Origin of the sequence: Labrys sp. KB_33_2, from assembly GCF_052114505.1 — a bacterium.
Classification (GTDB): domain Bacteria; phylum Pseudomonadota; class Alphaproteobacteria; order Rhizobiales; family Labraceae; genus Labrys.
This window is the reverse complement of record NZ_JBFREW010000016.1, coordinates 13,013-35,959: the sequence shown is the minus strand read 5'-3', so window position 1 is coordinate 35,959 and position 22,947 is coordinate 13,013. Positions and strand designations below refer to the sequence as shown.

The 22,947-nt window shown below is 63.4% G+C and carries 21 protein-coding genes; 6 read left to right on the top strand and 15 right to left on the bottom strand.

The genetic code is table 11. From position 1 onward, the window contains the following. Positions 1 to 104: 104 nt before the first annotated feature. A complete protein-coding gene (locus tag AB4037_RS25795; RefSeq protein WP_441773422.1) occupies positions 105 to 2,120 on the bottom strand; it encodes an acetyl-CoA carboxylase biotin carboxylase subunit in 2,016 nt (671 codons plus the stop codon). 221 nt (positions 2,121 to 2,341) lie between these two features. On the opposite strand from AB4037_RS25795, the gene AB4037_RS25790 reads away from it, so the two are divergent. Further along, entirely contained in the window at positions 2,342 to 4,228 is a 1,887-nt protein-coding gene (locus AB4037_RS25790; RefSeq protein ID WP_441773421.1) for a caspase family protein, read from the top strand. Positions 4,229 to 4,567: 339 nt separating this feature from the next. Here AB4037_RS25790 and AB4037_RS25785 read toward each other — a convergent pair whose 3' ends face one another. From AB4037_RS25785 to AB4037_RS25770, 4 genes are all read right to left on the bottom strand, one after another. After that, positions 4,568 to 5,326, bottom strand: a complete 759-nt coding sequence (locus tag AB4037_RS25785; RefSeq protein ID WP_441773420.1) for a hypothetical protein — start codon at positions 5,324 to 5,326, stop codon at positions 4,568 to 4,570. A 521-nt stretch (positions 5,327 to 5,847) separates the two neighbouring features. Then, on the bottom strand, positions 5,848 to 7,380 hold the full coding sequence (locus AB4037_RS25780; RefSeq protein WP_434956945.1) for an acyl-CoA carboxylase subunit beta: 1,533 nt from the start codon (positions 7,378 to 7,380) through the stop codon (positions 5,848 to 5,850). Positions 7,381 to 7,450: 70 nt separating this feature from the next. Next, the gene (locus AB4037_RS25775) at positions 7,451 to 8,671 is read right to left on the bottom strand and encodes an MFS transporter (RefSeq protein WP_441773419.1); all 1,221 of its coding nucleotides are present in this window, start codon (positions 8,669 to 8,671) and stop codon (positions 7,451 to 7,453) included. Continuing rightward, positions 8,668 to 9,474 carry a GNAT family N-acetyltransferase gene (locus AB4037_RS25770; RefSeq protein ID WP_434956947.1) on the bottom strand — a complete coding sequence of 269 codons (807 nt, stop codon included), beginning with the start codon at positions 9,472 to 9,474 and terminating at the stop codon, positions 8,668 to 8,670. Before AB4037_RS25770 ends, AB4037_RS25775 begins: the two co-directional genes overlap by 4 nt. Before the next feature lie 118 nt (positions 9,475 to 9,592). Here AB4037_RS25770 and AB4037_RS25765 point away from each other — a divergent pair, with 118 nt between their 5' ends. Further along, the gene (locus AB4037_RS25765; protein ID WP_434956948.1) at positions 9,593 to 10,468 is read left to right on the top strand and encodes a LysR family transcriptional regulator; all 876 of its coding nucleotides are present in this window, start codon (positions 9,593 to 9,595) and stop codon (positions 10,466 to 10,468) included. A gap of 87 nt (positions 10,469 to 10,555) precedes the next feature. After that, on the top strand, positions 10,556 to 11,833 hold the full coding sequence (locus tag AB4037_RS25760; protein WP_441773418.1) for an aminotransferase: 1,278 nt from the start codon (positions 10,556 to 10,558) through the stop codon (positions 11,831 to 11,833). A gap of 37 nt (positions 11,834 to 11,870) precedes the next feature. Here the strand turns inward: AB4037_RS25760 and AB4037_RS25755 are convergent, their stop codons facing one another. From AB4037_RS25755 to AB4037_RS25735, 5 genes are all read right to left on the bottom strand, one after another. After that, the gene (locus tag AB4037_RS25755) at positions 11,871 to 12,656 is read right to left on the bottom strand and encodes an ATP12 family chaperone protein (RefSeq protein ID WP_434956950.1); all 786 of its coding nucleotides are present in this window, start codon (positions 12,654 to 12,656) and stop codon (positions 11,871 to 11,873) included. Beyond that, positions 12,653 to 13,330 (bottom strand): HAD-IA family hydrolase, encoded by a 678-nt coding sequence (locus AB4037_RS25750; RefSeq protein WP_441773417.1) that lies wholly within the window; start codon positions 13,328 to 13,330, stop codon positions 12,653 to 12,655. Before AB4037_RS25750 ends, AB4037_RS25755 begins: the two co-directional genes overlap by 4 nt. 3 nt (positions 13,331 to 13,333) lie before the next feature. Next, positions 13,334 to 14,329 (bottom strand): RluA family pseudouridine synthase, encoded by a 996-nt coding sequence (locus tag AB4037_RS25745; protein WP_434956952.1) that lies wholly within the window; start codon positions 14,327 to 14,329, stop codon positions 13,334 to 13,336. A 254-nt stretch (positions 14,330 to 14,583) separates the two neighbouring features. Beyond that, entirely contained in the window at positions 14,584 to 14,916 is a 333-nt protein-coding gene (locus AB4037_RS25740) for an ArsR/SmtB family transcription factor (protein WP_434956953.1), read from the bottom strand. Then, positions 14,891 to 15,148: a DUF1127 domain-containing protein gene (locus tag AB4037_RS25735; RefSeq protein ID WP_434956954.1), complete on the bottom strand. Its 258-nt coding sequence runs from the start codon at positions 15,146 to 15,148 to the stop codon at positions 14,891 to 14,893. The genes AB4037_RS25740 and AB4037_RS25735 overlap by 26 nt, the downstream gene beginning before the upstream one ends. A gap of 71 nt (positions 15,149 to 15,219) precedes the next feature. On the opposite strand from AB4037_RS25735, the gene AB4037_RS25730 reads away from it, so the two are divergent. Both AB4037_RS25730 and AB4037_RS25725 read left to right on the top strand, forming a co-directional pair. Further along, on the top strand, positions 15,220 to 15,648 hold the full coding sequence (locus AB4037_RS25730) for a GFA family protein (protein WP_434956955.1): 429 nt from the start codon (positions 15,220 to 15,222) through the stop codon (positions 15,646 to 15,648). 64 nt (positions 15,649 to 15,712) lie between these two features. After that, positions 15,713 to 16,135 (top strand): GFA family protein, encoded by a 423-nt coding sequence (locus AB4037_RS25725; RefSeq protein WP_434956956.1) that lies wholly within the window; start codon positions 15,713 to 15,715, stop codon positions 16,133 to 16,135. Here AB4037_RS25725 and pdxR read toward each other — a convergent pair. Further along, positions 16,130 to 17,518, bottom strand: coding sequence for a MocR-like pyridoxine biosynthesis transcription factor PdxR (gene pdxR / locus AB4037_RS25720; RefSeq protein WP_434956957.1), 1,389 nt, complete (start codon positions 17,516 to 17,518; stop codon positions 16,130 to 16,132). The genes AB4037_RS25725 and pdxR overlap by 6 nt on opposite strands. Positions 17,519 to 17,630: 112 nt before the next feature. On the opposite strand from pdxR, the gene AB4037_RS25715 reads away from it, so the two are divergent. Next, positions 17,631 to 18,371: a pyridoxamine 5'-phosphate oxidase family protein gene (locus AB4037_RS25715; RefSeq protein WP_441773416.1), complete on the top strand. Its 741-nt coding sequence runs from the start codon at positions 17,631 to 17,633 to the stop codon at positions 18,369 to 18,371. A 163-nt stretch (positions 18,372 to 18,534) separates the two neighbouring features. Here the strand turns inward: AB4037_RS25715 and AB4037_RS25710 are convergent, their stop codons facing one another. The 4 genes from AB4037_RS25710 to AB4037_RS25695 form a co-directional block, all read right to left on the bottom strand. Further along, complete coding sequence (locus AB4037_RS25710) at positions 18,535 to 19,845, bottom strand: replication-associated recombination protein A (RefSeq protein WP_434959655.1); 1,311 nt, start codon at positions 19,843 to 19,845, stop codon at positions 18,535 to 18,537. Next, positions 19,845 to 21,239, bottom strand: coding sequence for a Do family serine endopeptidase (locus tag AB4037_RS25705; RefSeq protein ID WP_441773415.1), 1,395 nt, complete (start codon positions 21,237 to 21,239; stop codon positions 19,845 to 19,847). The genes AB4037_RS25710 and AB4037_RS25705 overlap by 1 nt, the downstream gene beginning before the upstream one ends. 196 nt (positions 21,240 to 21,435) lie before the next feature. Further along, entirely contained in the window at positions 21,436 to 21,852 is a 417-nt protein-coding gene (rplQ, locus tag AB4037_RS25700; RefSeq protein WP_434956960.1) for a 50S ribosomal protein L17, read from the bottom strand. 39 nt (positions 21,853 to 21,891) lie between these two features. Next, positions 21,892 to 22,923 carry a DNA-directed RNA polymerase subunit alpha gene (locus AB4037_RS25695; RefSeq protein ID WP_434956961.1) on the bottom strand — a complete coding sequence of 344 codons (1,032 nt, stop codon included), beginning with the start codon at positions 22,921 to 22,923 and terminating at the stop codon, positions 21,892 to 21,894. Positions 22,924 to 22,947: the final 24 nt, after the last annotated feature.

Below are 22,947 nucleotides of genomic sequence, written 5' to 3'. Positions count from 1 at the left end.
TGACGCATCCGAGATGCAAACACCTGACGGTTTTCGACACCAAATCAAAGATTTGGCGAAAACCATCAGATAGAACCAAGACGCATTGAAAATGCCTCTCGGTATCAGGCAAAATCCATGATCACCGCATCGACCGCCAGCGTATCACCCGGCTTGACGCGGATCTTCTTGACGGTGGCGTCGCGCTCGGCACGCAGAACGTTCTCCATCTTCATGGCCTCGACGACGCAGAGCGCCTCCCCGGCCTTGACCTCCTGCCCCTCGACGACCTCGATGGCCCGGACCAGTCCGGGCATCGGACACAGCAAGGCCGTCGTAAGCGCCGTGCTGTTCTTGACCGGCATCAGGCGGGCTAGTTCGGCTTCGCGCCGGGTGTAGATGCGGATATCGGCGGCGGTGCCGCGATGGGCCAGCACCACACCGTTGGGAATCGCCCGTACCAGCATGGACACCGGCTCGCCGTGGATGCGGCCCGACCATACTGGCTGGCCGGGCTTCCAGTCCGAGGTGAGTGTCACCAGGCGCTCCGGCGCCCCTTCCGGCGTGAGGAAGGTCACCTGCATCTCCCCGCGCGCCTCGTCCACCTCGACGGTAAAGGCGGTGTCGCCGAGAACCGCCATGCGGCGGCGCTCGAATACCACGGGCTTGCCGACCATCTGCCCACTGATGCTGCGCTTGCGTTGGTTCTGGATATGGTCGATTGCCGTCGCAACCGCCGCCAGCCTGTCAGCAACCGCCCCCTTGGGCGGGCTGACCGAAAATCCGCCGGGGAACTCTTCGGCGATGAAAGCGGTCGACAGCCGTCCTTCCTTCCAGCGTTCATGCTGCATGAGCGCCGAGAGGAAGGGAATATTGTGGCGAATGCCTTCGATGGCAAAGCCGTCGAGCGCATCCGACATGGCGGCGATCGCGCCGGCACGCGTCGGGGCATGCGTGCAGAGCTTGGCGATCATCGGGTCGTAGTGGAGCGAGATCTCGCCTCCCTCGAACACGCCGGTGTCGTTGCGAACCGTCACGCCCTTCTCGCGCCGTTCGGCCGGTGGGCAATACTGGGTCAGGCGGCCGATCGAGGGCAGGAAATTGCGCAGCGGGTCCTCGGCGTAGACGCGTGATTCCACGGCCCACCCGGAGAGCTTGATGTCGGACTGCTTCAGCGCGAGCTTTTCGCCGGCAGCGACGAGGAACATCTGCTCGACCAGATCGATACCCGTCACCAGTTCGGTCACTGGATGCTCAACCTGCAGACGAGTGTTCATCTCCAGGAAGTAGAAGCTCTTGTCCTGCCCGGCCACGAACTCGACGGTGCCGGCGGAATCATAATTGACCGCCTTGGCGAGCGCGACGGCCTGGGCCCCCATCAGTGCCCGCGTCTCTGCATCCAGCAGAGGCGACGGCGCTTCTTCGATCACTTTCTGGTTGCGGCGCTGGATCGAGCATTCACGCTCCCCCAGATGGATGACGTTGCCATGCTTGTCGCCGAGCACCTGGATTTCGATGTGGCGGGGCTCGACGACGAACTTCTCGATGAAGACGCGGTCGTCGCCGAAGCTCGCTTTCGCTTCGGAACGCGCCAGGCGGAAGCCCTCCTCCACCTCCGCGGCCGAATGGGCGATGCGCATGCCCTTACCGCCGCCGCCGGCGGAGGCCTTGATCATCACGGGGTAGCCGATCTCCGTAGCGATGCGGATGGCAGCCGCGCTATCCTCGATGATGCCGAGGTGGCCGGGAACGGTGGAAACGCCCGCCGCCGCCGCGGCCTTCTTGGATTCGATCTTGTCGCCCATCGCCGCGATGGCATGCGGATTGGGACCGACGAAAATGATGCCGGCCTCCTTGAGCGCCGTGGCAAAGGCCTCCCGCTCCGACAGGAAGCCGTAACCAGGATGCACTGCATCGGCGCCGGTCTGGCGGCAGGCCTCAATGATCTTCTCGATCTGGAGATAGGATTGAGCCGCGGCCGGCGGGCCGATATGGACGGCCTCGTCCGCCATCTCGACGTGCAGGGCATCGCGATCGGCATCGGAATAGACGGCGACCGTGGCGATGCCCATCCGGCGTGCCGTCTTGATGATGCGGCAGGCAATTTCTCCGCGATTGGCAATCAGAACTTTGGAAAACATGCCCGCAATCACCCAGGATGGCTCGAATGGGCTCGCTGCCCTTCATTAGGGCGTCTCATAGATTTCGGCCATAGGCAATAAGTCGGCTTGGAGATTCAGGCGACGTACACCGCTGATCGCGGCATCGGGGTGCTTCCGGCCATATCCCTGTTCCCTCCACGCTTTACGCTCCCCGCCCCTTTGCTAAGATCCAGCCCGGCTTCAAGGGTGGTGGGGACCGCATGCATATGAGGATCGTCCTGGCGCTCGCGATATTCGTGGGCACGTGGTGCGCCGCCGGCGCGGCCCATGCCGACAAGCGCGTTGCCCTGCTGATCGGCAATGCTCGCTATCAGAACGCCACGGCACTGATCAATCCGCCCAATGACGTCAGTGGCATGAAGGCGGCGTTGAACCAGGCCGGCTTCACCGTGATCCAGCCCGAAAACGACCTCAGCCGTCAGGGCATGGTGCAGGCGCTGCGAGCGTTCGAAACGCAAGCTGCAACGGCGGACGTGGCCGTGATCTATTACTCGGGCCATGGCATGGAACTCAACGGCATCAATTATCTGCTGCCGGTGGATGCACGCCTTGCTACGGACCGGGACGTCGAGGATGAGGCGGTGACCCTCGACAGGGTGCTGCGCTCGCTCGAAGGAGCCTCCCGCCTCAAGCTGGTGATCCTGGATGCCTGTCGCAACAATCCCTTCCTGCCGCGCATGGGCCGCAGCAACAGCAATCGGGCGGTCTCGCGCGGCCTGGCTCGTGCCGAGCCGGCCAGCACCAACACGCTGATTGCCTATTCGGCAGCAGCCGGCACCGTGGCCGCCGACGGCAATGGCCTGAACAGCCCTTTCACCGCCTCGCTGATCAAGCGCATCATCGAGCCCGGCATCGATGTCCGCATCATGCTCGGCAATGTGCGCGACGATGTCATGGCCGATACCGGGAACCAGCAGCAGCCCTTCGTCAACGGATCGCTCGGCGGCGGCGTCCTGTCCCTGATGGCAGCACCGGCCCAAGCCGGCGCCCCTCCCGCCACGGACGCGCTTTTCGGCGAGGCTTCGCAGATCTGGCCGACGCTGCGGGGCAGCACGGATATGGGCGAGCTCGAAACCTTCCGCAGGCGCTATGCCAACACCTTCTTCGGCGAGTTGGCCGACAAGCGCATTAAGGAACTCTCGGCGCTGGCGACCACCAAGACCGTACCGTCCGTCATCCCACAGACAGCTCCCGATCCCGGCCCCGTGCAGAAGCAGGCGGCGGCCGTCCCCCCGGTGAGACCGGCAGTTCCACCGCCTGAAACCGAATGCGACAGGCTGGCCGCCAGCCCCCTGGATCCGGACCGGGTCGGCGCCGGCGTGCTGTTCGGGCAGATCGATGCCGCCCGGGCCGTCGCGGCCTGCAACGGCGGCCTGCAGCAATATCCCGGGACCAAGCGGCTGCTCTTTCAATATGGACGCACCCTCGATGCCGCCAAGCGCCACGCCGAAGCCTTCGCCACCTATCAGCAGGCCTTTGCGGCCGGCAGTCTCGCCGCGGCCCACAATCTGGCTTTCCTCTATCGCGAGGGCACCGGTGTGCCGCGCGATTATGCCGAAGCCATGCGCTGGTTCCGCAAGGCGGCCGATGGCGGCTATGCGAATTCCTATGTCAGTATCGGCTATCTCTACGAGCTCGGGCTCGGCGTGCCGCGGGACTATGCCGAAGCCATGCGCTGGTATCGCCAGGGCGCCGACCGTGGCGATGTGGAAAGCCACGCCAACATCGCCTTGCTCTATGAGGGCGGCAAAGGCGTGAAACGCGACTTTGCCGAGGCTCTGCGCTGGTACCAGAAGGCTGCCGATCTCGGCGACACCAACAGCTTGGCCAGCCTCGCCTCCTATTACAACAACGGTCGTGGTACCGTGAAGAATCCGGTGGAAGCCGCCAACTACGCCTTCAAGGCCCTGGAGCGCGGTTCCGAGTTCGAGCTCAATGAGCTCTTGACCAACGCCAAGGCGTGGTCGCCGCGCTTCCACTCCGAGATGCTGCTCAAGCTCAAGGCCCGGGGCTATTACAACGGCCCGGTCACCGCCAGCTTCAACGAACAGGCCCGCTCCGCCCTGCGCAAGCTGGCGGGCCGGTGAAGCCTGGAGCGTTTTGCGATTTAGCGGAATCGCCTGGAATCGCAAAGACGCGTCGAAACGAAGCGTTAGAGCAAACGATCGTTCCGTCATGAATGCGCTTTGCTCTAAGGATGAACAGCCTCATATCGAGAGTCATCCCTAAGCAGAGTTTCCTGACGAGGCCCACGGATGGGGCTCGTCAGGAAACTCTGCAAATATCTGAAATCCTGCAGATTCTTCCTGATCGTGCCCGTGGCCCGACCAGGAAGAATCTGCTTGGCAACCAACACCTTGCTGGAAAAGCAGAATGCCGGCCCTGGGGCCGGCATTCGATGACATCGGTTAATGGGCTCGAGCCGGTCAGATCATCTGGCTGATCGGCTTGTCCCAGCTGTTGGTCGCCGCCATCTGGCGCGGATCGACCAGGGCCAGCAGAGCCCGCTCCGCGCGGCTTACCCGGCCATCGTGCTGGATGCGCCGGTTCAGCCAGGCGCTGTCGCGATCGGCCAGAACCACGGGCGTGGTCAGCGAGCGGCCACCCGTATTGCCTGGCTGGTTGGTGGCCAGCAGATGCGCTTGAATGGTTTCGGCAAACAGTCCGTCCCAGGCCGGATCTTCACTGTTGCAGCCTTCGGCCATATCGAACAGCATCTCGGCTTCCTGGCGCGAGATGATACGGCGCTTGGCGCCCTTCTCCACCTGGAAAAGACGAGCCATGCTGGCGATATCCTGCGTGTCGATCACGCGGGAGAAATGGATGCGGCCCTTGGCGGCCGGTCCCTCGCCCGTCATCGCAGCGTGCTGGATTTGGTGCAGCGCGAAGCTGGCCAGTTCGTCGGGCACGCTGTCAGCCTGCTCGACCAGTCGGATCAGCAGACCGAGTTCGGCGGCATTGGCCACCAATCCCTCGCCGCCATCGAGCATCGAAAGGAGCCAGGCTCCCTGCTCCTTGGAAATGCTGCCCTTGGGTTCGTTACGATCCAGGACGAAAGCCGTCAGCATTTCCTCGAAGAGGGCGTTAAAATTCTTGTTGCGTCCTGCCAATACGCCCTGAAGCGCAAAGAGTGCGTCGGCATCGGCGGCCTGGAGCAGCGCGCCGTCCTGCCAACGCTGACGCATTTGCTGAACTTCGGAATCCTCGATCGAACCGCGCTCCAGAGCGGGCTCAACTAGAGTTGCGATAGGTGACGTCACCATGGGGTCGTGCCTTGCCTTGGTTTGCGCCTAACTCGCGGCGCCTCATGAAACCCAATTTGAGCCTGGATCACTCAAACTGGCGTTAATGAGTCTCACCCTAAGGGCCGCACATGGCCAAAGAATGTGCTGTTCGCCACAATCCTGTGGCAATGTCGGGCCGAAATCCGATCATTCACAGCTTTGAGCTTGGCGGCCGCCGAGGGTTCGACGAGAGAGCTGATGTAAAGAGGCCGATCCGATACACCCGATATCTATCTGATATCAAACCCTTTTCAGGGTTCAGCCATGCCGCAGCCGCAGGCCTGCCCTGCGGGGTGCGCCTCGCCCAGCGGACATGCGGGAAACGCCGCTCGCGGGATTCACCATGTTTTGTTATTTTCCCCTACGGCAAGCAAAATAACCGGTGGAGCCATCCCGGTCAGTCTCAAGTTTGAGACTGACCGTTATAGCGGGATGTTGTCATGTTTCTTGCGCGGAGCCTCGACATGCTTGTTGCGCAACATGGCCAAGGCGCGTGCCACGCGTTTGCGCGTCTGCGAGGGCTGGACCACTTCGTCAATATAGCCGCGTTCGGCGGCGACGAAGGGGGAGAGGAATCGGTCCTCATAGCCCTTGACGTGCTTGGCGATCTTTTCCGGATCATCCATGTCCTGGCGGAAGATGATCTCCACGGCTCCCTTGGCGCCCATCACCGCGATCTGGGCGGTCGGCCAGGCATAGTTGACATCGGCCCCGACATGCTTGGAAGCCATGACGTCATAGGCGCCGCCATAGGCCTTGCGGGTGATCACGGTCACCAGTGGCACCGTGGCCTGCGAATAGGCGAACAGGAGCTTGGCACCGTGCTTGATCAACCCGCCATATTCCTGCGCCGTGCCGGGCAGGAAGCCGGGAACGTCGACCAGCGTGACGATCGGGATCTCGAAGGCGTTGCAGAAGCGCACGAAACGAGCAGCCTTGCGGCTGGCGTCGGAATCGAGCACGCCGGCCAGCACCATCGGCTGGTTGGCCACGATGCCGACGGTCCGCCCGGCAATGCGCGCGAAGCCCGTGATGATGTTGCGCGCGAACTTCTCCTGGATCTCGAAGAAGTCCCCCTCGTCCGCCAGCTTGGTGACAAGCTCCTTCATGTCATAGGGTTTGTTGGGATTGTCGGGCACCAGCGTGTCGAGCGAGGGTTCGAGCCGCTCGATATCGTCGAAGGACGGGATCTCCGGCGGCCCCTCGCAATTATTGGCCGGCAGGAAGTCGATCAGTCGTCTCATCTGAAGCAAGGCCTCGACATCGTTCTCATAGGCACCGTCGGCCACGGAGGAGCGTACGGCATGCACCGAAGCGCCGCCGAGTTCCTCGGCCGTCACCGTCTCGTTGGTCACCGTCTTGGTGACGTCGGGGCCGGTGACGAACATGTAGCTGGTGTCCTTCACCATGAAGATGAAGTCGGTCATCGCTGGCGAATAGACGTCGCCGCCGGCGCAAGGACCCATGATCAACGAGATCTGCGGGATCACGCCGGAGGCCAGCACATTGCGCCGGAACACCTCGCCATAACCACCGAGCGCAGCGACGCCCTCCTGGATACGGGCACCACCGGCGTCGAACAGACCGATGATCGGCGCCCGGTTCTTGAGTGCCATATCCTGGATCTTGTTGATCTTGGTGGCGTGGGTCTCCGACAGCGAGCCGCCGAACACCGTGAAGTCCTTGGCGAAGACGAAGACCTTGCGGCCATTCACCGTACCCCAGCCGGTGACGACGCCATCGCCAGAGATATGCGCACGGTCCATGCCGAAATCGACGGCGCGATGCTCGACGAAGGCATCGAATTCCTCGAAGGAACCGGCATCGAGCAGCAATTCCAGGCGCTCGCGTGCGGTAAGCTTGCCCTTGGCGTGCTGTGCTGCGATGCGTTTTTCGCCACCGCCCAGCAGGGCCTGGGTGCGGCGTGACTGGAGTTCGGCCAGGATATGCTTCATGAAGGGCGCTTCCCGCGGCTCTTGTTTGAACCTGCCGCGCCTTGTTCCATACAGCGATATCGCCCGGATTTCATCGTGCTCCGCCATTCCCCGGCGAAATTCCACAGGAACCGGCGCTTGCCGGCGCAAAACGCAGCTTGAGCAGGAAGGCCGCGGCCAGCGTGATGCCGGCCAGCGCCAGGGAGAGGACGAGCGCCCCCTCTTGGCCCCACCATTCGATCACGCGGGCATAGATGACAGGCGCTCCGGCCGAAACGACGAAGCTCGGCGCCAGCAAGCGGCCGGTGATGGCGCCATAGGCGCGATGGTCGAACAGAACGAGCGGGACCGTGCCCCGCGTAATCGTTGCGAGGCCGTTGCCGGCGCCATAGCCAAGGGCGAACAGCATGGCGGCCGCCAACGAGTAGCCACCGGCGAACCCTGCGGCAAAGGAGAGCGGCAGAAGAGAGCAGGCCAGGAGATTGAGCGCGAGCGGATGCAGGCGGGTGCCGAACAAGATCTCGGCAAGCCTCGCGGCGGACTGGCCGATGCCCCGCAGCGTCGCGACCCAGACCGCCGAGGTCTGAGCGAGGCCAAGCCCCGCCAGGATGGCGATCATGTGGGATGACATGCCGGCGTTCAGAAAATTCATGATGGTAGTGATCAGGGCGTAGAGCACGCCGGCAAGAAGGAGGCCGGAACCGGTTCCGCCGAACGTCGGCCGGGAGTCCTCCGCATTGGGTACCGGCCTGTCGCGATGACGAATTGCAGGTAACGCCAAAGCGAGCGGTGCCGTCGCCAGCATCAGGCCGGCATAGACGAGGACGGCTCCCCGCCAGCCTAGACTATCGGCCAGCGCCGTTCCCAACGGCCAGAACGCGGTGGAAGAAAGTCCGCCGGGCAGTGTGATCTGGGCCATCGCGCGGCGCGCATCGGCCCCACCGACGCGCGCCAGGGCGGCGAAGGCGGCATCGTAAAGCGTCAGCCGCATGGCCACGCCCAACACCAGCCAAGCGGCGAAATAAGCCGGCAGGGAATGGCTGGTGGCCAGCCCCAAGCATCCCAAGGCGGCGAGCACCGATCCGGTCGTCATCATGCCGCGGCCGCCGTGACGATCGATCAGCCGCCCGCAGAGCGGCGAAACCAGTCCCATCACCAGCAGAGCCAGGGCAAAGCCGCCATAGACGATGTCGCGCGACCAGCCAAGGTCCTCGGCCATCCGCTCGCCGAAGCCGCCGACCAGATAATAGGTGGCGCCCCAGGCCACGAACTGGAAAAGGCCGAGACAAAGGACGGTACGACGCTCGATCACCGCCCGGCCTCGCTGTCGAGGGGCGGCGCGCCATTCCCGATCCCGAGGGAACGCTGCATCAGCACGGTATCGACCCAACGCCCGAGCTTGAAGCCGACCGATGTCAGCACGCCCGCCTCGGAAAAGCCCAGGCGCCGATGCAAGGCGATCGAACCGGTATTGCCGCTATTGCCGATGACGGCCAGCATCTGACGCCAGGGGCCGGCCTCGCAGCGGGCGATCAGTTCCTCCAACAGGAGGCGGCCGACGCCTCGCCCACCCATGTCCGGGGCGACATAGACGGAATCCTCGACGGTGTAGCGATAGGCCGGGCGTGGCCTGTAGGCCGTGGCGTAGCTGTAGCCCACCACGCGCCCTTCCGCCTCCGCCACGAGATAGGGCAGTCCCTGGGCGAGAACGCCGCGGCGGCGCGAAACCAGCTCATCCAGGCTTGGCGGCACTTCCTCGAAGCTCGCCAGCCCCTGCAGCACGTGGTGGGCATAGATCGGCTGCACCGCCGCCATGTCGCTCTCGCGGGCATCCCGCACGAGGATCGCAGCGGCGTTGGCGGTTGGATCCATCCGATTCGCTGTCATTGCCATCGCCTGATTGCATCCCTTCATAGCAGGATCGCTCCTCGTCGCCACGGGGTGACCGGCCAGCGCTCCCCGCCGGGTGACGCCGATATCGGCCAGCAACCGATCGTCGAGTTCTCGTAATGCCGCCCGCTGATGCAGGCGCGACCGGGGAGACAAAGCGAGATAGCGACCCGTTCCCCTGACAGCTGCCATGAATGCCATCGGCAGCGACAGGTGCTCTGCCATCTCGCGTTCTTCCCGTTTCGTGAAACCGGCCGGATTGTTGCTCCTCACTTGAAATAAATGAAGCTTTGGAAAATCATGCAAAGCATAAGGAAATTTTTGGTACGAGAATAACTCCGATATGAACAACCTCAATCTCGACCACCTCAAAGCCTTCGCCGATGTCGTCGAGCTCGGCAGTTTCTCGGCGGCGGCGGAACGGCTGAACCTGACGCAACCCGCCGTCAGCCTGCAGGTCCGTCAGTTGGAGCGGCGCTTCGGCACCTTGTTGGTCGAGCGCGTTGGCCGCCGGACAAGACCGACGGCGGCCGGCGCAGACCTCCTGCTCCACGTCGCCCAAATCGATGCCGCAGTGCAGGCGGCGCTGGAAGCCGTGGCGCGCCATGACGGAAAGGTCATGGGAAAGGTACGCATCGGTACGGGCGCGACGGCTTGCATCTTCCTGTTGCCACCGGTTCTCAAGAAATTGCGGCAAGCCTTTCCGAACCTGGAAATTATCATCTCCACCGGCAATACGGCTGAGATCGCCAAGGCAGTCGAAGACAATCGCCTCGACATTGGCCTGGTCGCATTGCCGCTCTCCAGCCGTTCCCTGGAGATCGTTCCCGTGCTGGATGACCCCTTCCTGCTGATCGGCCCGCCGGGCATGACGCTCCCGCAGGAGGCGACGGCAGCAGTGGTCGCCGAGTTGCCGCTGCTGCTTTTCGAGCCAGGAGGCAATACCAGGCGCATCGGCGACGAATGGTTTGCTCAGGCAGGATTGTCTCCCAAACCGGTGATGTCGCTGGGCAGCGTCGAAGCGATCAAGGAACTGGTCAAGGCAGGGCTCGGATGCTCTATCCTGCCCGAAATGGCGGTTCGGGCAGAGGTAACGGCTTTCACCGTACGAAGCCTGACTCCCCTCCTGCATCGAACTCTGGCAGTGGTGCTCCGACGCGACAAGCCACTTCATCGCGGCCTGAAAGAAGTCTTTCGAGCCCTGCAGACCTTGGCGTGAGATGAGCGAGGAATTAAAACCAGCGCTTGAACCTTTCGCTGCAGCGCGTTAGTTCGACGTGCTCATCCTCATCGATAGGAAAAACCCATGTCGAGCCTGGCCGAACTGCGCCCCGATGCCCTCGCTGCCCTCCACGGCGAACTGACGCGCGAATATGAGGCCTTGAAAGACCGCAAACTCTCCCTCGACATGACGCGCGGCAAGCCGGCACCCGAACAGCTCGACCTTGCCGAAGGCATGCTCGCTCTGCCCGGCAACCGCGACCATCTCAGCGAAGCCGGTGAGGACACCCGCAACTATGGCGGCCTGCAGGGACTGGCCGAGGTGCGCAACCTGTTTGCGCCGGTGCTCGGCGCGCCCGCCGCCCAGGTCATCGTCGGCAACAATTCCAGTCTGGCATTGATGCATGACGTCCATGTCTATGCATTGCTGCGCGGTGTCCCCGGCGGGCAGAAGCCCTGGAGCAAGGAAGAGGAGATCGCCATCCTCTGCCCGGTGCCGGGCTATGACCGGCATTTCGCCTTGAGCGAATCCTTCGGCATCAAGCTCATCCCGGTGCCGCTCACCGGCGAAGGCCCCGACATGGACGAAGTCGAGCGCCTGGCCGCCGACCCGAAGGTCAAGGCGATCTGGTGCGTACCGCAATATTCCAACCCCAGCGGCGAGACCTATTCGGATGCCGTGGTCGAACGCCTGGCGCGCATGAAGACGGGAGCCGCGGACTTCCGCATCCTATGGGACAACGCCTATGCGCTGCATCATCTCGGTGACACCCGGCCGCATCTCGCCAACATCCTGGAGGCCAGCGCGGCAGCAGGCAATGCCGACAGGGCTGTTGTCTTCGCCTCGACCTCGAAGGTCACCATCGCCGGCGCAGGCCTTGCCTTTATCGCCGCCTCCCCCGCCAATGTGCGCTGGTATCTCGACAATGCGAGCAAGCGCACGATCGGCCCCGACAAGCTCAACCAATTGCGCCATGTCCGCTTCCTGCGCGATCTCGACGGCATCCATGCCCATATGGAAAAGCACCGTTCCTTGATCGCCCCGAAATTCGCGGCAGTCGAAGAAGCCTTCGAACGCCGGCTCGCCAGCCATGGCTTCGCGCGCTGGACCAGGCCTGCCGGCGGCTACTTCATCATTCTGGACGTGCTAGAGGGCACGGGCTCCCGCGTAGTGGCGCTCGCCAAGGCCGCCGGCCTGGCGCTTACCCCGGCCGGTTCCACGCATCCTTACGGCAGGGACCCTGAGGACCGGACCTTGCGCATCGCGCCGACCTATCCGAGCCTCGCCGAGGTAAAGCTGGCCGCCGATGCCGTGGCACTCTGCACCTTGCTGGCGGCGTGTGAAAAGCGCATGGCTGCGTAAAGGATCTGGAGCGCGGACAGGATGTCCGCGCTCCAGATTACCGTCCCAGTGCCAGCAGGCGCGACGCCGCTTCCATCTCGCGCCAGCGCCAGGCGCGGCGTTTCTGAGCCTCTTCGTCCTGGCCCCAGAGCTCGGCCTGATAATCTTCGTCGACATGGGCCGCGGCCCAGGCCGCCTCCGGCTCCAGATAACCGTCTGCAACCGCCAGTGCCAGGATGACGGAACCGGTCAGCGTGGTGACCGCGTGGAGGCTGGCGAGGCCGTATTCGTCATGGCGGGCCACGGCCTCGGCAATGGCGGCCAGGGCTTCCGGGGATTGCTGCTTGTGCTGGATGCCGCGCGTGACGACGAGCTTGGCACCCAGATGACCGGCTGCCCAGGCCAGCACCGGATCCCAGGCTTCGTCCTGGCGCCGAACCAATTCTTCGGGCTGGTCCGCCCTGTAGCAGAGCGAATCCGAGCCGCCATATTTGGCGATCTCGTCGATCACGGCCTGCCGCGACGTGCGCACGCCATCGATCGCCGAGTTGGCGATACGGGTGATCGGCATGGAGAAGGGATCGATATGGCTTCCCTGCCCGTTCCACTCCGCTGCGGCAGCTTCTGCCATTTCAGGCCTGACAAAGGCCAGCAAGGCCTTGGCGGGGGTACGGGCGACCCGTCCGTCCAGTGCCACGGCATGCTGCCCTTCCCGCTCGACCACGCTCGCCTGACTGTAAAAGCGCTTGGGCAGTTCGGGCTTCATGCCCTTCTGGGCGGCATGCATCGGATCGGGCGTGGCGCCGTCGCGGAACCAGTCGCTATAGAAATCGCGGTCGCTCATTGTGGCTGAGGCACCCTGAAAGCTTCGACGAGCGGCAGCAATTGCCCGAAGTCGTCGATGATATGATCGGCCCCCGCCTCGGCGAGCTCAGAAACCGGGTGATTGCCCCAGCTGACGCCGATAGTGCGGGCACCGGCGCTGCGCCCCATCAAGATGTCGAAACTGGTATCGCCGATCATGATGGCATCCTCTGGGCGCAGGCCCACCTCGCCAGCCCCCTGCACGACCATGCCGGGATCGGGCTTGGAGGGCGCGGTATCGGCGGTCTGAATCGTGGCGAACAGCCCCTCCCAGCCGAAACTTTCGAGGATACGATCGACGCCGCGGCGTGACTTGCCGGTCGCCAGGCCCAGGATCACATCATCGCGCCGGCGCAACTCGGCCACCGCCTCCGCCGCACCCGGAAACAGCGGCGGCGCGAAGGCTGGGTCGTTGACGCGGGCGAGAAAGGCTTCGCGATAGAAGCCGGCAGCCTTTTCGATATCGCCGGTGCTGGTGTCGTCGCCGAACAGGCGCTGGATTGCAGGCACCAGCGAGAGCCCGACGATGCTTAGCATCTCCGCGCGCGGCAGCGGCTGGCGCCCCATGCCCTTGAAAGTCTCGACCAGGCAGGCGTGGATCAGGTGCTGGCTGTCGAGCAGCGTGCCGTCGACGTCAAACAGGACAAGTTTCACGTCTCAATCCTCCGGAGCGTCGACGATGGGATCATAGGCCGAGGTGTCGAAGCCCAAAATCTCGAAGCTCTGCTTCATATGCGGCGGCAAGGGTGCGGTGACGTCGAGCGTGCCGCCACGCGGATGTGGCAGGGTGATCCGGCGCGCATGGAGGTGCAGCTTCTTCGGCAGTTCCTCGGGAATGTTTTCCATGGCTTCCCCATATTTGGGGTCGCCGATAATGGGATGGCCGATATGGGCGGTATGGGCGCGCAGCTGATGGGTGCGGCCGGTCACAGGCTTGAGCGAGAGCCAGGACACCGAATTGGCAGCGCGATCGACCAGCGAATAATAGGTGATCGAATGCACGGCTTCTTCATCGCCATGCTTCATCACCCGGACCTTCTCGCCGTCCATGCCGAGCTGCTTGGACAGGAAGAGCGAGATACGGCCCTGCTTGGGCGCAGGCACGCCCTTGACCAGGGCCCAATAGATCTTGCGGGCCGAGCGGGTGCGGAAGATCGCGCCCAGATCGGAGGCCGCCTTGCGCGTCTTGGCCAGCACCAGCACGCCGGAAGTATCGCGATCGAGACGGTGAACGAGACGGGGCTTCTCGCCATCCGGCCCGGCCAGAGCCGCGAGCATGCCGTCGACATGACGCTCGGTGCCGGAACCGCCCTGGACGGACAGGCCATGCGGCTTGTTGATCACCAGGACGTCGCTATCCTCGTGCAGGATCAGGGAGCGGATGAAATCGGCGTCCTTCTGGTTCTGCGACGAGCGCTTGACGCTGGTGATCGCCGGATCGGAACGCGGCAGCGGCGGCACGCGAACAGTTTGATCCTTGCTGAGGCGGTCATTGGTCTTGACGCGCGCGCCGTCGACCCGGATCTGGCCGGAACGCAGCAATTTTTGCAGATGGCCGAAGGCGAGCTCCGGGAAATGCGTCTTGAACCAACGGTCGAGACGCATGCCGTCCTCATCGGCGGTGACAGTACGGGTTTCGACCAGAAAGGACATCAAGGTTCCGACAGTGATTAAGGGATCGCGTCCCTATAAAGCAGCGCGGCGCCGCTGTCTGCCGGAAATCTCCCAAAGGCGCGTCGCCTGCCTGTTGAACCTGCGAATGGGTCGACTTGCTAGGCTCGATGCAGTTCACCCGAGGGAGAAACGCTCCGATTTGTCATAGCCAGGCTCGGCCCAGCTATCCAGAAGCTCCCGCGCAACCGGCCAAGGCTGGATTGCCGGGTCATGCCCGGCAATGACAAGGGCCGCTAAGCCCCGACTTCCAGGCCCTCGATGCCCGGCAGCCCTTCACAGCAGTCGGCCACGAAGAAAGTCACGAAGGCGCTGGCCTTGCCGGCGGCGATGCGGCAGCGCTGTACCCGGCCCTGCCGCTCTTGCGTCATCAGGCCAACGGCCAATAATTGCGCGATATGATGGGCCAGCGTCGATTTGGGAATGCCAAGTTCCCTTTGGATGTCGCCGACAGCCAGGCCATCGTCTCCCGCCTTGATCAGCAGTTGAAAAATCTGAAGCCTGTGCGGGTGGCCGAGCTCAGCCAAACACCGCGCCGCATCGTCAAATGCCATATCCGCCAGCGCCATTGTGTTTTCGTGCGCCTCCAAAATGCTTCAAGATCGTCCAGGAATCGGCCAAGGACCGTCTGCGCCCCTGCCAGAAAGGATCAGCCCGGTCGAAAACTTTTTCAAGTTCGCTTCTCTCAATGCCGATATCACGCAACACCCGATCGCTCAGGCCATCGAAGTACTCGATATTGGCACGGCGCTGGCGCTCCGCAAGCAAATCCCCGAGAATGTCTTTGATCCAGCCAAACATGGTCGCCTCCTGAATAGCACTATAGTTCTAGAAATGTAGTCCTATTTTTCGAGTTTACAAGGGGGCATGCGATGAAGCAGGAGGAGGACAAGCCGATACGGGCCAAGGGCGGCTGCCTGTGCGGATCGGTGCGTTATGTCGTCCGCGGTGCCCTGGCGGACGTGAAGGCTTGCCATTGCCTGATATGCCGGCGTCTGCACGGCTATTGTTGCGCCTACACGGCCTGCGATGCCGCCGATCTCGAGATCCTGCCCTCAACGCGACTGCGTTGGCATCGCGCTTCCCCAATGGCCCGGCGTGGCTTCTGCTCCAAATGCGGAGCACAGCTTTTTTCGATCGGCACCGGCCGCAATCATGTCTCCCTGACGGCCTCGAGCCTTGACGAGCCCACAGGCCTCAAGCTCGCCAAGCATGTCTGCGTGAATCAGAAGGGAGATTATTACGAACTTGCCGACGGCCTACCCCAAGAGGGTGGACGAGACCCGGGAGGTGGGCATTGAAGGGCCGGCCAGTACCCCTCAACCCCATCTCCCCACGACAAGCGACAACAAAGGAAGATTGGTCATGTCCATAGGCCAGGAGCGTCCGATACGGGCGACGGGCGGCTGTCTGTGTGGTTCGGTGCGCTATACCATCCGCGGCGCCGTGCGCGACGTCTGGGCTTGTCACTGCATCTTATGCCGAAGGCTGCACAGCCATTTTGCGGCCTATGCGGCCTGCGATCCCGCCGATCTCGAAATCGCTCCGACGAACAAGCTGCGTTGGTACCGATCTTCGCCAACCGCCCGCCGCGGTTTCTGCTCCAAATGCGGTGCCCAGATCTTCTGGGATGGCAAGGGCAGCGACCACATATCCATTGCGGCCGGAACGCTCAACGAACCGACCGGCCTCAAACTGGTCAAGCATATCTGCGTGAATCAAAAGGGAGACTACTACGAGATTGGCGACGGCCTGCCACAAGAAGGGCAAGAACGCGATTGTCTATGAACGCGCGGGCGTACCGGCTTTCAGAACATCGCCAATACACCTGGCGGCGCTCGCCAGGACGTCCGTCTCAAATCCCGAAAAGCCGAGCACGAGGCCCTGACGGGCTGGGGCGTCCAGATACATGGGTGACAAGGCCCGCGCGCCGACGCCTTCGGCGAACAGCCGTTGGACCATGTCGCGATCACCCGCCGAAGCAGCCAGCGCCGCCACCAGATGGAGCCCATGCTCCGGCACGGCAAAGTCGAGTTCCCCTGCGCAATGAAGGCGCAGGGCGGTGACGAACCCATCCCGCGCGACCTGCACGCGGCGGCGGGCCCGGCGCAGATGGGCTGCGAAATGGCCATCGTTGAGGAAATCGGCGACGGCGCCCTGCACCAGGGTGGGCGGTTGGCGGTCGGACAGGGTTCTCAGGCGCAGCACCCTGTCGAGCAGGGCCGCAGGCAGCACCGCATAGCCGATGCGGATGCCGGGGAACAGGACCTTGGAGAACGTACCAAGATAGGCGACCCGATCGGCGCCGTCCATGCCCTGCAAGGCGGTGAGCGGCGGACCCGAGAACCGGAACTCGCTGTCATAGTCGTCCTCGACGATCCAGGCATCGTTGCGATCAGCCCAGTCGATGAGAGCCAGGCGACGCCGCATGGTCATGGTGACGCCGAGCGGGAACTGGTGGGAGGGCGTGACATAGACGAGACGCCCCCCAGCTTCGAGCGTCTCGCCTCTGGCGGCGTCGACCCCTTCCGCGTCGACGGGAACACCAATCAGCCTGGCGCCCGCTGCCTCCAGCGTGGCCCTGGCCAGAGGGTAGCAAGGATCCTCGATCCAGGCGGCATCGCCCGGCTTGAGAATGGTGCGCACGACAAGATCCAGCCCATGCATGGTCCCGGTGGTGACGACGATCTGCTCGGCATCGCAGCGCACGCCCCGTGCTGCGCGAAGATAGGCCGCGATGGCCTCCCGCAGCTTGCTTCCACCGCGCGGATCGCCATAACGGAAATGCTCCGGCCCCGGCTGGGCGAGGTTTCGCGAGAGCAGCCTGCGAAAGACACGCATGGTCTTGTCGTCGATGGTGGCCACGCCTAGTTCACAGGGGAGTGCCGGCGAGGCCGAGGCCTGCCCAGGCTCGCCGCCGGGCCGCTCCGAGACTGCCGGCACCTGCGCCGCGACGAAGGTGCCCGCCCCGATGCGTGCCTCGGCGAAGCCGTCGGCGACGAGCATCTCGAAGGCGGCGACCGCGGCAGCCCGCGACAGGCCCAGCCGCTTGGCGAGATCGCGCGTGGTCGGCAGTTTGGCGCCCGGCCGTGCCAGGCCCGTCTCGATCAGTCTACGTATGGCGACATAGAGTTCGCGCCTGCGCGGCCCTCGGCCTGGCAACACTGGCATGAGGGTCGACCAATCGGGCAAATTGGTTCGAATATTTTTATCCAAATTGGATCTTTCGTGAACCAATGCGATGACGCACCTTGCGCATATTCATCGTTGAAAGCAAGGCACCATGAAAGAACAGGAAGCCACGCCGGAGCGCTTCGCCGTCAGCGCCCGCAATCGCCTGAAGCGGCGGCACGACCGCGGCCGCTATGATCACGAGGCGGTTTATGCCGTGCTCGATGCCGGCCTTCTGTGCCATGTCGCCTATGTGATCGACGGCCAGCCCTATTGCACGCCGACCATTCACTGGCGCGAGGATGACTGGCTCTATTGGCACGGTTCCTCGGCCAGCCGCATGCTGCGCAACCTCAAGGGCGGCGTCCCGGTCTGTCTCACGGTCTCGCATCTCGACGGGCTGGTGCTGGCGCGTAGCGGCTTCAATCATTCGGCCAATTATCGCTCGGCAATCTGCTTTGGCACCGCTCGTATCATCGACGATCCGGACGAAAAGGCGAAGGCGCTGCTCGGCGTGGTCGATCGCTTCTACCCCGGCCGTGCCGAGGAACTGCGCCAGACGCATGGGCAGGAGAGCAAGGCGACCATGGTGATCGGCATGCGCATCGAGGAGGCCTCGGCCAAAGTGCGCGCCGCCGGCGTCGGTGATGACGAGGAGGATTACGGCCACCCGGTATGGGCCGGCGTCATCCCGATCCAAACGGTGATTGGCGCCACCGAGGCCTGCCCTCGTCTATTGCCCGGCATGGCAAAAGGCGCTGGCCTGGCCGGCTATCGTGCCGGACGGCGGCTCGATGAGGCTTTGCTCGAAGCTCAACAGCTCTATGAAGGGGAAGAAGAGGTGGCAGCCTGACCCGGCGTTCCGGCACCGACTCGGGATCGGAGTGTCAATCTCCAGATTGACACTCTTAGAAACCGTCCCATTGCAGAAAGAGATGTCAATCGGGAGATTGACACTCCTATTTTCCGCGTCTTCGACCGCAAAGCTGACGCTCGCGGAAAGGCTTCCTCCCTGCCTACCCCTCGCCGCGCTCGCGCCGGATCTTGTCCCAATAGTCCAGACGCTTGCGGATCTCGCGCTCGAAGCCGCGCTCCACCGGTTCGTAGAACTGTCGCCGGCCAAGGGCATCCGGGAAGTAGTTCTGGCCGGAGAAGCCGTCCGGCTCGTCGTGATCGTAGCGATAGCCTTGGCCGTAGCTTTCGGCCTGCATCAGCTTGGTCGGCGCGTTGAGGATGATCTTGGGCGGCATCAGCGATCCCGCCTCCTTGGCGAGGCGCATGGCCGCCTTGTAGGCATTGTAGGCCGCGTTCGATTTCGGCGCCGTCGCCACATAGATCACCGCCTGCGCGATGGCGAGTTCTCCCTCCGGGCTGCCGAGGAAGTCATAGGCGTCCTTGGCAGCGTTGGCGACCACCAGGGCCTGCGGATCGGCGAGGCCGATATCCTCCACCGCCATGCGCACCACCCGCCGCGCGATGAACAGCGGATCCTCGCCGGCGTCGAACATCCGGGCGAGATAATAGAGCGCTGCGTCGGGATCGGAGCCGCGCACCGATTTGTGCAAGGCCGAGATCAGGTTGTAATGCCCGTCGGCCGACTTGTCGTAGATCGGCGCACGGCGCTGCAGCACCTGCTGCAGCTTGGCCGCGGTGAAGACCTCACCGGGCTTTGCCGCACGCCAGGCCTCCTCGGCCAGGGTCAGGCTGGCGCGGCCATCGCCATCGGCCATGCGCACCAGCGCCGCCCTCGCCTCATCGTCAACAGGCAGCTTCCTGCCCTCGACTTCCTCGGCATGATCGAGAAGACGCAGGATCGCCATGTCGTCCAGTGCATTGAACACCATGACGCGGGCGCGTGACAACAAGGCCGCGTTGAGCTCGAAAGACGGATTCTCCGTGGTCGCGCCGATCAGCGTCACGGTGCCGTCTTCCATCACCGGCAGAAAGCCATCCTGCTGCGCCCGGTTGAAGCGATGGATCTCGTCGACGAAAAGTAGTGTGCCGCGCCCCATCATGCGCCGCGAGCGCGCCGCCTCGAACACCTTCTTCAGATCGGCGACCCCGGTGAAGATCGCCGAAATCTGCTCGAAGGCGAGATCCGTTTCACCGGCCAGCAGGCGCGCCACCGTGGTCTTGCCGGTACCGGGCGGGCCCCAGAAGATCAGGCTGCCGACAGAGCCCGACGCCAGCAGCCGCGTCAGCGCTCCCTCGGGACCGACGAGATGATCCTGCCCGGCTACTTCTGAGAGGTGCTTGGGGCGCATCCTGTCGGCGAGCGGCCGTGGCGCCTCCTTCTCCAGACCCGCAGCGGAAAACAGATCCGACATCATCCCCCCAGGATCGTCGAAATTTGCTGGCCATCCCTGACGATGGTGATGCGCCACAGCCGGCGCGGTTCCTGCACCAAGGCGTCCAATGCCTTGGCATCATCGACCTTCTGGCCGTTGATGACCTGGATCACGTCCTTCTTCTGAAAGCCGAAATTGGCAGCGGCGCTATCGTCTTCGACATTGGTGATCACCACGCCATTGGTATCGAGCGGCATGCCGAGGGTTTCGGCTGTGGCGGGCGAGAGATTGGCGACCGTGGCACCGCTGAGCGGCGAGCGTCCCTGCAGCACCGTCTCGTCGCGCGGCGTGCTCTCGGGGGCGGCCGCAAGCTTGACCGAAACCTTCAGGCGCTCGCCCTTGCGCAACACCTCGAGCTGGGCTTCCCCCCCCAGGGGCTTGGTGGCGAAGCGATAGCCGAATTCGTCGGGGTCGGAGACCGCCACCCCGTCGACGGCCAGTACCACATCACCCGTCTGTAGCCCGCCTGCAGCCGCCGGCCCGTTCTTGGCGACCTCGGTCACCAGGGCACCAGCCGGCCGTTCCATCGACAGCGACTCGGCGATCTCGGACGAAACGTTCTGCATGCTGGCGCCGATCCAAGGGCGCAGGACCCGATCGGAACCGGCCTGGGCCGAAGCAACCACCACCTTGACCATGGCAGCGGGAATCGCAAAGCCGATACCGATATTACCGCCCGAACGCGAGACGATCGCGGTGTTGATGCCGACCAGCCTGCCGTTGAGATCGACCAAAGCGCCGCCGGAATTGCCCGGATTGATGGCTGCGTCCGTCTGAATGAAGGATTGAAAGTCGGACTGGCCGACCTGGCTGCGCGCCAGCGCCGAGACGATGCCGGAGGTCACCGTCTGCCCGACACCAAAGGGGTCACCGACGGCCAGAACCAGATCCCCCACCTGCACCTTGTCGGAATCGGCGAAATCAAGCGTGGCGAGATCAGCCTTCACGCCCTTGAGGCGGAGCACGGCAAGGTCGGCGCGCTGGTCCTTGAGAATGATATCGGCATCGAATTCCCGCTTGTCGGACAGGGCGACACGGACTTGCGTGGCATTGGCGATCACGTGGTAATTGGTGACGATCATGCCATCCTTGGCGACGATCACGCCCGAGCCGAGCGAGCGCTCCACCCGCTCGCGCGGCGCCGCTCCGCCGCCGAAGAACTGGCGGAAGAAGGGATCGTTGAACATCGGATTGGCCTGCGCCTTCTCGACATGCTGGGCATAGACGTTGACCACCGCGGCAGTCACGCTCTTGACCACTGGAGCAAAGGACAGCTTCACCTGCGCCGCGCTTTCGGGAACTACGCTTTCCTGAGCCTGCGCCGGCACGAGGCCGGCTAAGAGCACGAATGCGGCATAGGACAGTCGACGCATGGATGAACTCCGAGTGGGACAGTTTGATCGGTTTCGCAGATCCTTCTGAACCAGATCATGCGCAAAGCCAATGGTGCAAATGTGGTGATTGTCGCCGCAGATCACAGGTCTGACGCTAGATTTCCACGGCGTTTCAAAACGAAAAAGGGCGGTGCTTGCGCACCGCCCTTCAAATCTTGGATCCTGGATCGAAAGATCAGGCTGCTTCGGCCTGCTCATTGGCAACCGGGCCGGAGTCCTGGCCCTTTGCCGAGACGTCACGATCGACGAACTCGATCACGCCGATCGGCGCGGAATCGCCATGGCGGAAGCCAGCCTTCAGCACGCGGGTGTAGCCACCCTGACGGTCCTTGTAGCGGGTCGCCAGCACGTCGAAGAGCTTCTTGACGATGGTCTCGTCCTGAAGCGTCGCAATGGCCTGGCGGCGGGCATGCAGGTCACCACGCTTGCCGAGCGTGACCAGCTTCTCGACGATCGGACGCAGGTCCTTGGCCTTGGGAAGCGTGGTGACGATCTGCTCATGCTTGATGAGCGAGGCGGCCATGTTCTCGAACATCGCCTTGCGGTGTTCGGCGGTACGATTGAATTTGCGGTGAGCCTTGCCGTGACGCATTGCCCTGTTCCTTCAAGTTTGGCAGCGCGATGCGCCAGATCAATAATGTTCTTCGAAGCGCTTGGCGAGCTCTTCGATGTTTTCCGGCGGCCAGCCGGGCACTTCCATGCCCAGATGAAGACCCATCTGAGCCAGCACTTCCTTGATCTCGTTCAAGGACTTGCGGCCGAAGTTCGGCGTACGGAGCATTTCGGCTTCCGTCTTCTGGATCAGATCGCCGATATAGACGATATTGTCGTTCTTCAGGCAGTTTGCCGAACGGACCGACAGTTCCAGCTCGTCCACCTTCTTGAGCAGTGCCGGGTTGAAGGCGAGTTCCGGAATGGCCGGGGCCTCGGATTCCTTCTTCGGCTCCTCGAAGTTGACGAAGACTTCGAGCTGATCCTGGATGATGCGGGCCGCATAGGCGAGCGCGTCTTCCGGGGTGATCGCACCGTTGGTCTCGACCGTCAGCGTCAGCTTGTCGTAGTCGAGGATCTGGCCTTCACGGGTGTTCTCCACCTTGAAAGCCACCTTCTTCACCGGCGAATAGAGGCTGTCGACCGGGATGAGACCGATCGGAGCATCTTCAGGGCGATTGCGGTCAGCCGCAACATAGCCCTTGCCGGTGTTGATGGTGAATTCCATGCGGATCTCCGCACCCTCGTCCAGCGTGCACAGCACGTGCTCGGGATTGAGGATCTGGATGTCGCCGGTGGTCTGGATATCGCCAGCGAAGACCTGCCCCGGACCCTGCTTCTTCAGCACGATCCGCTTGGGTCCCTCGGCCGCCATCTTGACGGCGATCTCCTTGATGTTGAGGACGATATCGGTCACGTCCTCACGCACGCCGGGGATCGACGAGAACTCGTGCAACACGCCATCGATATGCACCGAGGTCACGGCCGCGCCCTGCAGGGACGACAGCAAGACACGGCGCAGCGCATTACCCAAAGTCACGCCAAAGCCACGCTCCAGCGGCTCGGCAACGGCAGTTGCCTGGCTCTTCGGATCTTCTCCCGGAGTCACTTCGAGCTTTTGGGGCTTGATAAGTTCCTGCCAGTTCTTCTGAATCACGACGACACCCTTCAATCGGTCTCGGTGCGGCCAATAAGC